The sequence below is a fragment of the Hydrocarboniphaga sp. genome (assembly GCF_028291725.1).
Lineage (GTDB): Bacteria > Pseudomonadota > Gammaproteobacteria > Nevskiales > Nevskiaceae > Hydrocarboniphaga.
Genome location: NZ_JAQGNT010000095.1, coordinates 107,385 through 119,774 on the forward strand (window position 1 = coordinate 107,385; position 12,390 = coordinate 119,774).

The window sequence follows — 12,390 nt, forward strand, 5'->3', positions numbered from 1 at the left end:
CCACGCATCAGCGCGGAGCAATGTTGGGGTTCACATTCGTTCACCCCAACCTACACGCTCAACTGATTCGCCAGCGCGGCGAACTGCGCCGCCGACACACGCTCGGCGCGCCACTGCGGATCGATGCCGGCCGCTCGGATCTGGTCCGCACTCAGCAGCTGGCGCAGGCTGTTGGTCAGGGTCTTGCGCCGCATCAGGAACGCCGCGCCGACCACGCGATCGAAGGTTTTCCAGTCGTCGATGACGAAATCCGGCTTGCGCGGACGCAGGCGCACCACCGCCGATTCCACTTTCGGCGGCGGCCTGAAGGCGCCGGCACCGACGTCGAACAGGTGCACGACTTCGGCGCGCGCCGCCAGCGCCACCGACAGCCGGCCGTAGGCGTCGTCGTCGGCGCCCGCACACATGCGATCGACGACCTCTTTCTGCAGCATGAAATGCATGTCCTGCACGCGGTCGGCAAAGCCGAGCAGGTGGAACAGCAGCGGCGTGGAGATGTTGTAGGGCAGGTTGCCGACCAGGCGCAGCGGCTGGTCCGGCGGTGCCAGTGCGGCGTAGTCCACTTTCAGCGCGTCGGCCATCACGATGTTCAGGCCCGGCGCATTGCCGCAGGCTTCGCGCAAATGCGGGATGACGTCGCGGTCGAGCTCGACCACGGTGAGCTGCGGCACGCGCTTCAGCAGCGGCGCGGTCAGCGCGCCGGGCCCCGGGCCGATCTCGATGATCGCCTCGCCGGGCTGCGGATTGACCGTGCGCAGAATCCGGTCGATTACGTACGGGTCGTGCAGAAAATGCTGGCCGAAATGTTTTTTGGCGCGCGGCTCGCTCATGCCCGCGTGGCCAGCACTATCGCCAGCTGCAGCGCCGCTTCCAGCGATCCGGCGTCGGCGCCGCCATTGCCGGCGAGGTCCAGCGCGGTGCCATGATCGACCGAAGTGCGGATGATGCTCAGCCCCAGCGTGACGTTGACCGCGTTGCCGAAGCCGGCGTATTTCAGCGCGGTCAGGCCCTGGTCGTGGTACATCGCGAGCACCGCGTCGCCGCGCTTCAGCACCTGCGGCGTGAACACCGTGTCGGCCGGCAGCGGACCTTCGATCAGCAGGCCTTCGCGGCGCAGCGCCTCGAGCGTCGGCGCGATGATCTCGATTTCCTCGCGGCCCAGATGGCCGCTCTCGCCGGCGTGCGGGTTGAGCCCGCAGACCAGGATTCGCGGAGACTCGATACCGAAGCGCGTGCGCAGATCGGCGTCGAGCACGCGCAGCACCTGGCTCAGGCGATCCGGGGTGATCGCATCCGGTACCGCGCGCAGCGGCAGGTGCGTGGTCGCCAGCGCGACGCGCAGCGTGCCGGCGGTCAGCATCATCACCGGCATCGGTGCGCCGCAGCGCTCGGCAAAGAATTCGGTATGCCCGCTGAAAGGCACGCCGGCGTCGTTGATCACGCTCTTCTGGACCGGTGCGGTGACCAGCGCGTCGGCATGGCCCTTGATGCATTCGTCGGCCGCCAGCGCCAGCGTCTGCACCACGTAGGGCGCGTTGATGATGTCGAGCTGTCCGGGTGTTTCGATATGGGCCAGGCGCACCGGCAGGATGCCGATCTCGCCGGCCGGGAACGCCTCGGCGGGCGCGGCCATGTCGACCAGGTGCAGTCGCAGCGGCAGGCCGAGCAGGTCGGCGCGGCGCAGCAGCAGCTCAGGATCGGCGACCGCGACGAGTTGCGCCGCGCGGCCCCGTTGCGCGATCTGGACGACCAGGTCCGGCCCGATGCCGGCCGGTTCGCCCGGCGTCAGCAGGATGCGCGGCGCGGGCACCGCTTCAGGGCGTCGCGGCCGCCGGGGCCGCGGCGGCAGGCGCGGCGACCGGCGCCGAATCCGCTGGCGCGTCGGTCTTGGCCAGCCGGTACTCGATGTAGGCCTCGTCGCGCAGGCGACGCAGCCAGGTTTCGTACTCTTCGGCCGAGCGGCGCTGCTGAATCGCCTGGCGCGCGCGGGCGCGGCGGCTTTCCTCGGTGGTATCGCGCACGCGGCGCTCGATCACCTTGGCGACATGCCAGCCGAACTGGGTATGGAACGGCGTGCTGGTCTCGCCCGGCTGCAGCTGGTCGATACGGATCTGGAATTCCGGCGCGAACACGCCGGGCGGCTGCCAGCCGAGGTCGCCGCCGTTGTTCTTGGAGCCCGGATCGTCGGAGAACTCCTTGGCCAGCTTGGCGAAGTCGCCGCCCTTCTGCAGCCGGTCGTAGATGTCCTGCGCCTGCACGCGGCTCTGGTCTTCGCTGCGCAGCGCGTTGTTCATCAGCAGGATGTGCAGTGCATGGGTTTCGTTGACGGTCAGGCGCTCTTCGCCGCCGCGGGTGCCTTCGAGCTTGATGATGTGGAAGCCCGATCCGGCCTCGAGCACGTCGCTGGTCTCGCCCGGCTTGAGCTTGGCCGCGGTGGTGGCGAACAGCGAGGGCAGATCGCCGGCCTTGCGCCAGTCCAGGTCGCCGCCGGTCAGGGCCTGCTGGCCGTCGGATGAGGTGATCGCGATCTGGGCAAAGTCTTCGCCGCCGCGGATGCGCTTGAGCAGGCCCTGGGCCTTGGCGCGACGCTTGTCGCGCTCGTCGCTGGAGGCGCCGTCGGGGATGCTGACGAGGATGTGGCTCAAATGGTATTCGATGTTGTCGCTGGCGCTCTGGTTGGCCAGGTACAGGTCGACGTCCTGGTCGGTGACCTGGATGCGCGATTCGACTTCTTTCTGGCGTAGCCGGTTGATCACCACCTCGTCGCGGATCTGCTCGCGCACGTTGAGGAAGTCCAGGCCGTCTTCCTTGACCGAGTCGGCGAGCTGCGACAGCGTCATCTTGTTCTGGCGCGCGATGTTGTTCAGCACGTCGTTGAGTTCGCGATCGTCGACGCGGATGCCGGCCTGCTGGGCGCGCTGGGTCTGCAGGCGCGTGACGATCACCTTCTCCAGCACCTGCGGCCTCAGCACGTCATCGGCCGGCACCGCGACGCCGCGGCTTTTGATCTGCGTCTGGGTGTCGCGCATCGCCTGGTCCAGCTCGCTTTGCAAGACGACGCTGTCGTTGACGACGGCGACGATGCGGTCGAGGGTTTCGGCGTGCGCCGGGCCGGTGAGCAGCCACAGGGCGGCAAGGGGAGCGACAAGCTTCTTCGGAAAGGCCATCGTAGGGAGCGGGAAGGTAGTGAAGGGGGAGCCGCAACACAAGCCGCGCACTGTACGTTCACTCTATGGGAACGCTGAAGGCGGACTTTACTGATCGGCAAGGTTAGCACGCTCGGGCAGCGCGGCTCGTGGCTGAGGCGGGACGACCGCTATCGGACCCCGGTTTGGACAGAAGATTCAACAAGCGCAGATCAGGGATGTCGCCCGCCGCCGCTGCTGCCGTTGCTGAGGCTGCTGCCCGAGCCCAGCGCGCCCGGCGAAGACTCGTCGTCGCCGTTGTCCGAGGGCAGCAGCGACGCGAAGCCGGTGCCGATCCGGCTCAGCCCCTTGAGTTCGAGCTGAAAGTAGACGCCGCTGTTCAACTCGCCGTCGCTGCTGGCGATATAGCGCCGGTAGGCCGCGCTGATCGCCCAGCAGCAGGTTTCGTAGGAGGCGCCCATGAAGGTTTCCAGGGTCTTGGAGTCGCGCAGCGAGTAGCGGTTGCGCGCGCCGATGCGCCAGGTATCGCTGACCGGCAGATCGAAGGACACGTCGGTCTGTTCGAGCAGGCCGCGGTGGTCGCGGTAGGCGATGTCGAAGCGGCTGCCGGTCGGCGAGTTGCGGTAGCGCAACGCGACGTTGCGGCGTTCCAGCTCGGTCTTGTCCGGCGACCACTGGCCGGTGGCGGCGGCCGACCAGTTCTTCAGGAAGTTGTAGCTGACTTCGCCGATGAAGTCGGTGGCGCCAGAGTCCGGCGCGTCCTGGCCCGGCAGGGCGACGCGCGAGGCCTCGAAGCGGTACAGCTGGCCGAAGCTGGCGCTCCAGCGGGTGTCCCCGGAATCCGGGTCGATCATCCGCGTGGTCACCGCGGCGGTCAGGTTCTCGGCGTCGGAGATGCGGTCCTCGCCGAAGAAGCGGTTGCGCGCGAACAGCTGGGTGAAGTCGAAATCCGGCTCGCCGGTGTCGAACAGCGGCAGCCGGTCCTGGTTCTGGTAGGGCACGTACAGCGCGAACAGCCGTGGCTCCAGCGTCTGGATCGCGCCGCTGCCGGTGATGCGGTCGAAGCGCAGGCCGGTCTCGGCCGACACGATCGGCAGCGAGCGGCTCGGTGTGCTCGGCTGGTTCTCAATCAGGGATGCGCCGGTATCGCTGAGCTTGTAGCCGGTGTAATGCCAGTCGAATTGCGAGGTGAGGTACCAGGCATTGAGGTCGCGCTGGTAGCGCAGATAGGGCTGCAGATCGAAACGCTGGCCCTGGATCGATTCGACACGCTGGCCATCGACGATTTGCTCGTCGCGTACGAAATTCACGTACTCGGCGTTGAGGCCGGCGCGGGTATCCAGGAAGGCATTGCGGGTCAGCGCGTCGAAGTGGATCTGCGGCAGGCGCTTGTACGGATCGTCGACGGCGGCCAGGCCGGTGTCGATGGTCTGGAAGGTCTGCACCAGGGTCGTCAGCCGGAACGAAGCCGGCGACTGGTAGGTGAGCCGCGCGCTGCGTTCCAGGTAGGTGATCGACGAACTGGCGAAGGTGCCGCCGAGGTCTTCGAAATACTGCGAGTCGCTGGCCTTGGCGTAGGTCGCCTCCAGCCCCAGGTCGGGCGTGAACAGATTGGCGTGGTCGAAGCGCGCCAGGCTGCGGCTGGCGCCGTAGGTTTTGTCGTCGTCCAGATAATCGTAGGACGCGCTGCCTTCGCCGTTTTCGAGCAGATAGCGCCCGCTGGTACCGATCTGCAGGCCGCGCTTGGTCATCAGGCGCGGCGTGATCGTCGCGTCGTAGTTGTCGGCCAGGTTCAGATACACCGGCCAGCGCGCGTCGAAGCCGGTCTTGCTGGTGTCGCCGACGGTCGGGAACAGCAGGCCGGTGCGGCGCTGATCGTTGATCGGGAACTGGAACCAGGGCATGTACAGCACCGGCACGCCGCCGAAGCGCAGCCGGGCGTTGCGCGCCGTACCCAGGCCCTCGTCCTGGTCGAGCTTGATGTCGCTGGCCTCCAGGTACCAGGCGTTGGAGCCGGGCGCGCAGGTCGTGTACACGGTGTGCTTGAGCTGTGCCTGGCCGCTGGTGGCGACGTTGATCTGGTCCGAGGTGCCGCGCGCGCCGCGCACCGGAAGCACGAAGTCGGCCTTGTTGAATACGCCCGAGCTGTCGTTGAGGTTGAAGCTCGAGGTCTGGCTCTTGATGATCAGGTTCGGATTGCTGAACACCGACTCGGTGTCGACCGTGATCAGGCGCTGGCTGTCGTCATAGTCCAGGTTCTCGCCGACGAACTCCTTGTCGCCCTGGCGCACCTTGACGCTGCCCATCAGCTGCGACAGACCGTCCCGGGTCATCGTCGCGGAATCGGCGTCAACGAACACTTTTTCGTCGAGCTGCAGCGTTTGCGATTCCTTGTCGTCGGGCTTGGGCGGCGACACCGCCGGCGCCGCCGTGAACGTCGGCTGCGAGCACGCGCCGCCCTCGACCGCCGCCGCGGCGAGGCCGGAGTAAAGCAGCGCCGGCAGCGTGCAGGCGGCCAGCAGGGCAGAGTGGCTTAGTGTCATGCGGGCGCCAAGTATCGGTTTTTGATACGGTCGCCCGCAATCTTTTATCTGTCTTTCTCAGTCATACGGCCCAGCCCCGACCCGACGCATGAGCGCAGACCCGCAAGCGACACCCGGCAACCCCGACGATCCGCGCCGCGACCAGGCGCGCGACTTTGCGCTGCAGGCGCTGGTCCTGAGCGATGCCGCTTTCGAGCCGGCCTCGACCGACGCCAGTTTCCGCCGCTATTTCCGGCTCAGCGCCGGCGAGCGGTCCTGGATCGTCATGGACGCGCCGCCTGCGCAGGAGGACTGCGCGCCGTTCATCCGCATCGCCGGGATGATGGAGCAGGCCGGCCTGCATGTGCCGAAAGTGCTGGCGCAGGATCTGCAGCGCGGCTATCTGCTGCTGAGCGACCTCGGCCGCCAGACCTGGCTGAACGTGATCAGCGAAGCGAACGCCGACGCGCTGTTCGCGAGCGCCATCGACGCGCTGCTGCGCTGGCAGCTCGCCTCGAAGCCGGGCGTGCTGCCGGCCTTTGATGAGCCGCTGCTGCGCCGCGAGCTGGCGCTGTTCCCGGACTGGTATGTCGCCAGGCACCTGCGCAGCGTGTTCACGACTGAACAGTCGGCGATCTGGAACCACGTCCAGGGACTGCTGGTCAAGTCCGCGCTGGCGCAGCCGCAGGTCTATGTGCATCGCGACTACATGCCGCGCAACCTGATGCTGAGCACGCCGAATCCGGGCGTGCTGGATTTTCAGGACGCGGTCTACGGCCCGATCAGCTACGACGCCGTATCGCTGCTCAAGGACGCGTTCCTGTCCTGGCCGCAGCAGCGCGTCGAGACCTGGGCGCGGCAATACTGGCAGCGCGCGCGTGACGCCGGGCTGCCGGTACGCGAGGACTTCGACGCCTTTTTCCAGGACTTCGAATGGATGGGTGTGCAGCGCCACCTGAAAGTGCTGGGCATCTTCGCGCGCATCCACTACCGCGACGGCAAGCCCAAGTATCTGGCCGACACGCCGCGTTTTGTCCGCTACCTGCGCCAGACCGCTACGCGCTACGCGGGGTTGGCGCCGCTGCTGCGTCTGTTCGATGAACTCGGCTTGATCGAGGGCTGATGCGGTGACGGTCGCGATGATTCTGGCCGGCGATCGGGCGCGCCCGTGACGACAGCAATGATCTTGGCCGCCGGGCGCGGCGAGCGCATGCGGCCCCTGACGGACGAGCGTCCGAAGCCGCTGGTCACGCTGGCCGGCCGCGCGTTGATCGAGTATCCGCTGACGCAACTGATCGCCGCCGGCGTCAGCGACTTCGTGGTGAATCTCGGCTACCGCGGCGAGCAGATCCGCGAGCACCTCGGCGACGGCTCGCGCTGGAGGGTGCGCATCCGCTACTCGGTGGAAGGCGATCCGCCGCTGGAAACCGGCGGCGGCCTGCTGCAGGCACTGCCGCTGCTGGGGCCGGGGCCGTTTCTGCTGGTGAATGCCGACGTGTATGCGCGTGTCGACTGGAGCCGCTTGCTGGCGCGGGCTGCGGCGCTGCCCGCGAACACGCTGGCGCATCTGCTGCTGGTGCCGAACCCGCCGCATAAGGCTCAGGGCGATTTCGCACTGATCGCGGATCGCGTGGTCGAGCCGATCCCGGCTGGCGCGCCGATCTATACGTTCTCCGGGATTTCGATCCTGAGGCCGGCGCTGTTTGCGGGCTGCCAGCCCGGACGGTTCCCGCTGGCGCCGCTGCTGCGTGCCGCGGCGCTGCGCGATCAGCTCGACGGCGAAGTCTTCGGCGGCCTGTGGTCCGACGTCGGTACGCCGCTGCGGCTGGCGGAGCTGGAAGCGCTGCTCGGTACTCCGGCTACGCAGATGTAGGTCGGCAATCCCTTGCCGACATGAGGCCTTGATTGCGCATCGCAGGGCCACGTCGGCAAAGGATTGCCGACCTACACGCAGTCACTGCATAAGCTTAGCTGGCGAAAGCGCTTGTGCCTCCAGGCCCCACTGCCGACAATGGCCTGACATCCGACGCTCCGCTCATGAACGCCTTCCGCGGCTCCCGCACTCTCCATCTGATCGCGCTGCTGGCCTTGATCGCGCAGCTGCCGATGCGGCATGCGGCGGCAATGGCGCATGCGGGCAGCGATCCGCTGCTGCTCGCGTTCTGCGGCAGCGCTTCGCCGGTCGCGCTGCAGCGTCTGCGCGCCGCGGCGCCGCCGGAGTTGTTACAGGCCCTGGTCAGGACCGACGCTAAACAGAAGGCGGCAGCCCAGCCGGCTTGTGATTTTTGCGCCGGCCTTGCGGCGATGCAATTGGCAGCTTTGCCGCCTTCACAAATCGCGCTGTTTCTCAGCTCGGAAAGCGACGCTGCTTCGTCAGCGCTGATCGCCACGCATGCTGCGGCTGCGCCGGCAAGACTTCCGCCACCGCGCGGCCCACCGCTGAACGCCTGATCCGATCGACGCGCGCCGGGTTTTGCCGGCGTGCCCTTCCATCGTGTTCCGGACTGCGGCGTGGCCGCCGGTCCGTCGGGAATCCCCATGTTGCTCCTGTGTTTCGCTGCCGGCGCGACGGCTGCAAGCCATGTCGGCCGCTGATTCCGCGTCCGCGCGCGGCTGGCCGGCTTATCGCGCGATCTGGCGCTGGCATTTCTATGCCGGCCTGTTCTGCATTCCGTTCGTGCTATGGCTGGCGACGAGCGGCGCGATCTACTTGTTCAAGCCGCAGATCGAAGCCTGGATCGATCGCCCCTTCGATTCGCTGGCCATCATCGGCGCGCCGGCCAGCGCGCGGGCGCAGGTCGATGCCGCCACCGCCGCGCTGCCGGGTTCGCGCCTGCTCGCCTACGAGCTGCCGCCGGGGCCGCAATCGGCGGTGCGCGTGCTGCTGAAATACGCCGGCGAGGACTACCGCGTTTATGTGCATCCGCGGAGCCTGCAGATATTGAAGCTGGTGCGCGAGGACAGCCGGCCGATGCGCGTGATTTCCCAGCTGCACGGCAATCTGCTGATCGGCGATCGCGGCTCCTTTCTGGTAGAGCTCGCGGCGTCGTGGGCGATCGTGATGATCGTCAGCGGCCTGTTCCTGTGGTGGCCGCGCGGCGCATCGGGACTCGGCGGCGTGCTGTATCCGCGGCTGGGCGGCGGACGGCGGTTCTGGCGCGATCTGCACGGCGTCGTCGGCTTCTGGGTATCGGCGTTCGCGCTGTTTCTGCTGCTGAGCGGGCTGCCCTGGACCAAGTTCTGGGGCGGCAATCTGAAAGCGGCCCGCCAGTTCGGCAACGACGTCGTGCTGCGCCAGGACTGGCCTGGCGGCGGCAATGCGGCCGCGGCTGGCGAGCATGACCATGGACCGCATCCGGACGCAGCGCCGGAGGGTTCCGGCGGCGACGCGCTGGATCGCGTTATCGCGAGCGTCGCGGCCCTGCATCTGGCACCTCCGGTTCTGATCGCGCCGCCGTCGCGCGGCGCTTTGAGCTGGACGGCGCGCTCCGACGCCCAGAACCGGCCGCTGCGCGTCACGCTGAGCATCGACGGAGCTTCCGGCGCGATTCTTCAGCGCCAGGATTTTTCGCAGCGTGCGCTGCTCGACCGGATCATCGGCACCGGTGTCGCTGCGCACGAAGGCCAGCTGTTCGGCTGGCTCAACCAGCTGCTCGGCCTGCTGACGGCCCTGGGCCTGATCACGCTGTGCGTCAGCGCGCTGGCGATGTGGTGGAAGCGGCGGCCGGCGGCGGTGCTCGGCGCGCCGCCGCCAGCGGCCGCGGCGCACCTGGCCTGGAGTTTCACTGCGGTGCTGTGCGCGCTCGGGCTGCTGTTGCCGATGCTCGGCCTGTCGCTGATCGCGGTGCTGGCGATCGAGCGCCTGCTGCTGCGGCGCCTGCCGCGAGCGCGCCGCTTCCTCGGACTGCAGGGGCCGGCTTGATCCGGAATCTGCTCCGGCTGTCGTTGTTCCAGGCCACTGGCCTGTCGTGGCTACTGCTCGGCTGGATCGCGCAGCTACTGTTGCCGCTCGTCCATCAGCGCTGGATGGCCGAGCGCAGCGGCGATGCCGGCAGCGCGGCGTTCTGCGGGCTGGTGTCATCGCGTGTGGTCGCCGGCTTCGCGGCGTTGGCACCGGCCGAGTTGAAAGCGGCGATGCGGCGCGCCAGCCGGCATTCGCCCGATGCCAGCTGCGAGCTTTGCGCCAGCGTGCATGCGCCGACGGCTTATCGCAGCCTGCCGTACCCAACGGGGCTTGTGATGTGCCTGGCGCGCGGATGCCCTCCGCGCGCCCGTTTTGATGCGTTCCCAACACCAAGAAAGCCATGAATCCCAGAATTCGAAAACCAAGCTCCCATGTTGCCGTTGCGTTGCTGCTGGCCTGTGCGCCGAGCCTGGCCGCGCGCGCCGGCGATGCGCCGCCGGCCGCGGTCGAAACCGCAGCGGCCGGAGATGCCATTCAACTCGAAACCATCATCGTCAACGGCCAGACGGTTCCATCGCCCGAGCTGCGCACGCCGGCGGCGGTGGTGACGGTCGACGCCGATACGCTGAGCCGCTCGACCAATCTGATCAACACCGAGGACGCGCTCAAGTACCTGCCCAGCCTGCTGGTGCGCAAGCGCTACATCGGCGACACCAATGCGCCGGTGGCGACGCGCACGACCGGCATCAACGCCAGCGCGCGTAGCCTGATCTATGTCGACGGCCTGCTGCTGTCGACGCTGGTGAACAATAACAACGGCAACGGTTCGCCGCAGTGGTTCCTGGTGCAGCCCGGCGAGATTGACCATATCGACGTGATGTACGGCCCGTACGCGGCGGCCTATCCGGGCAATTCCTACGGCGCCGTCACCGAGATCACGACGCGCGCGCCGTCGAGGTTCGAAAGCGATCTGAAGCTCGGCAAGACGTTTCAGCCGTATCAGCAGTACGGCACCGATGAGCAGTTCAACGCCTACGAACTCAGCGCCGGAATCGGCGACCGGATCGGCGCATTGTCGTGGCGGCTCGGGCTGAATCACCTGGACAGCTACAGCCAGCCGGTCACGTATCTGACGATCGCGAAATCCACGGCTTTGGCTGGCGAAGGCGATCCGACGATCAGCGGCGCTTTCGCAGATCGGAGCCGCACCGGCAGCGCGATCCAGGTGCTCGGTGCCGGCAACCTGACCCACACGCAGCAGGACAGCATCAGCGCCAAATTCGCCTATGACTTCAGTCCCGCGCTGACGCTGGGCTACACTGGCGCGTTATGGCAGAACACCGCGACGACGCGGCCGGACACGTACCTGAAGACGGACAACGGTGTCGACTACATCGGCAATTCCGCTGGCGATTCCGGCAAGGTCAACATCGACGGTTTCAGTTACAGCGCGGGCGCCATCGCGCCGCTGTACGCAAACGGCAGCACCGATCAGCAGCATCTCGCACATTCGCTGTCGCTGAAAAACCTTGGCGAAAAGCTGGACTGGCAGATCCTGTTCAGCGACTTTTCTTACTTGAGGGATCAGTCGCGGAGTTCGATGCCAAGCTTCACTGGCAGCTACCAGAACGCCAGCGGGCGAATCACCGACGCCGGCGACACCGGCTGGCGCACCGCCGATGCGAAGCTGGACTGGAAGCCGCAGGGCGCCGCGAGCGCGAACATCGTCAGTGCCGGCGTGCACGCCGACCAGTACCGCCTGGGCAGCCCGATCTACGACACCGCCGACTGGTTCAGCGGCGGCAAAGGCGCGTTGTTCAGCGACTCGCGCGGTAAAACGCGCACGCTGGCGCTGTGGCTACAGGATCGCTGGCGCTTTGCTCCGCGGTGGACCGCGATCGTTGGCGGCCGCTACGAAAGCTGGAAGGGCTTCGACGGCTTCAACTCCAACCGCACGGGCTCGGCCGGTGCGTACAAGTACTACGAGGTCGATCAGCCCGAGGCCGACAAGAAAGGCCTCTCGCCGAAAGCCTCGCTGGCCTGGCAGGCGACCAATGCACTGCAGCTGAAGGCTTCGGTGGGCCGCGCGCTGCGCTTCCCCACGGTCGGCGAGCTATACCAGAACATCGCCACCGGGACCACGTTCACGCAGGCCGATCCGAATCTGAAACCCGAGGACGTGGTTTCCGGAGAACTCAGTGCGAGCTACATCAGCGGCGATACTGACCTGCGCCTGACGCTGTTTCAGGAAACGGTGAAAGATCTGCTGATTTCGCAGAACGCCTATCTAGATAAAGAGCAGACGATCACCGCGTCTTTTGTGCAGAACCTCGACAAGACCCGCCAGCGCGGCGTCGAACTCGCTGCGACGCGCAAGAACCTGCTGACACGCGGACTGGAGTTCAGCGGCAGCCTGACTTACGTCGACGCCGAAATCCTGCAGAACGACAGTTACGTTGCGCCGATATCGACACCGGATGCGACCTCGGTCGGCAAGCGCACGCCGTACGTGGCCAAGTGGCGCGCGACGGTACTTGCGACCTATCGCCCGGACGAACAGTGGGCGTTCACGCTGGCCGGCCGCTATGCGACGCGTCTGTACGCGACCGTCGATGGCAGCGATACCAACACGCATACCTATCAGGGTTTCGACGGCTACACGGTGTTCGACACGCGTGCCAGCTACCAGATCAACACGCACTGGTCGGCGGCGCTCGGCATCGACAATCTGAACAACGAAAAATACTTCCTGTTCCACCCGTTCCCGCAGCGCACCGCGTTCGCGGAACTGGGCTATAGGTTCTAGTGTGGGCGTGGA

Annotated in this window: 10 protein-coding genes; 6 read left to right on the forward strand and 4 right to left on the reverse strand. The window is 66.9% G+C overall.

Features of this window, described 5'->3' with window-relative positions:
- Nucleotides 1–50: 50 nt before the first annotated feature.
- The 4 genes from rsmA to lptD all read right to left on the reverse strand — a co-directional run bounded on the left by rsmA (nt 51) and on the right by lptD (nt 5,689).
- A complete protein-coding gene (rsmA, locus tag JWQ90_RS24845; RefSeq protein WP_299697755.1) occupies nt 51–830 on the reverse strand; it encodes a 16S rRNA (adenine(1518)-N(6)/adenine(1519)-N(6))-dimethyltransferase RsmA in 780 nt (259 codons plus the stop codon).
- The gene (gene pdxA / locus JWQ90_RS24850) at nt 827–1,810 is read right to left on the reverse strand and encodes a 4-hydroxythreonine-4-phosphate dehydrogenase PdxA (RefSeq protein ID WP_299697756.1); all 984 of its coding nucleotides are present in this window, start codon (nt 1,808–1,810) and stop codon (nt 827–829) included. Before pdxA ends, rsmA begins: the two co-directional genes overlap by 4 nt.
- Before the next feature lie 4 nt (nt 1,811–1,814).
- A complete protein-coding gene (locus JWQ90_RS24855; protein ID WP_299697757.1) occupies nt 1,815–3,167 on the reverse strand; it encodes a peptidylprolyl isomerase in 1,353 nt (450 codons plus the stop codon).
- Between the two features lie 191 nt (nt 3,168–3,358).
- Complete coding sequence (gene lptD, locus JWQ90_RS24860; RefSeq protein WP_299697758.1) at nt 3,359–5,689, reverse strand: LPS assembly protein LptD; 2,331 nt, start codon at nt 5,687–5,689, stop codon at nt 3,359–3,361.
- Nucleotides 5,690–5,777: 88 nt separating this feature from the next.
- Here lptD and JWQ90_RS24865 point away from each other — a divergent pair, with 88 nt between their 5' ends.
- The 6 genes from JWQ90_RS24865 to JWQ90_RS24890 all read left to right on the forward strand — a co-directional run bounded on the left by JWQ90_RS24865 (nt 5,778) and on the right by JWQ90_RS24890 (nt 12,378).
- Nucleotides 5,778–6,791, forward strand: a complete 1,014-nt coding sequence (locus tag JWQ90_RS24865) for a phosphotransferase (protein WP_299697759.1) — start codon at nt 5,778–5,780, stop codon at nt 6,789–6,791.
- A 57-nt stretch (nt 6,792–6,848) separates the two neighbouring features.
- The gene (gene murU, locus JWQ90_RS24870) at nt 6,849–7,541 is read left to right on the forward strand and encodes an N-acetylmuramate alpha-1-phosphate uridylyltransferase MurU (protein WP_299697760.1); all 693 of its coding nucleotides are present in this window, start codon (nt 6,849–6,851) and stop codon (nt 7,539–7,541) included.
- Nucleotides 7,542–7,705: 164 nt separating this feature from the next.
- Nucleotides 7,706–8,119 (forward strand): hypothetical protein, encoded by a 414-nt coding sequence (locus JWQ90_RS24875; protein ID WP_299697761.1) that lies wholly within the window; start codon nt 7,706–7,708, stop codon nt 8,117–8,119.
- A 130-nt stretch (nt 8,120–8,249) separates the two neighbouring features.
- Nucleotides 8,250–9,590 (forward strand): PepSY domain-containing protein, encoded by a 1,341-nt coding sequence (locus tag JWQ90_RS24880; RefSeq protein ID WP_299697762.1) that lies wholly within the window; start codon nt 8,250–8,252, stop codon nt 9,588–9,590.
- A complete protein-coding gene (locus tag JWQ90_RS24885) occupies nt 9,587–9,976 on the forward strand; it encodes a hypothetical protein (RefSeq protein ID WP_299697763.1) in 390 nt (129 codons plus the stop codon). Before JWQ90_RS24880 ends, JWQ90_RS24885 begins: the two co-directional genes overlap by 4 nt.
- Entirely contained in the window at nt 9,973–12,378 is a 2,406-nt protein-coding gene (locus JWQ90_RS24890) for a TonB-dependent receptor (protein WP_299697764.1), read from the forward strand. Before JWQ90_RS24885 ends, JWQ90_RS24890 begins: the two co-directional genes overlap by 4 nt.
- Nucleotides 12,379–12,390 lie beyond the last annotated feature (12 nt).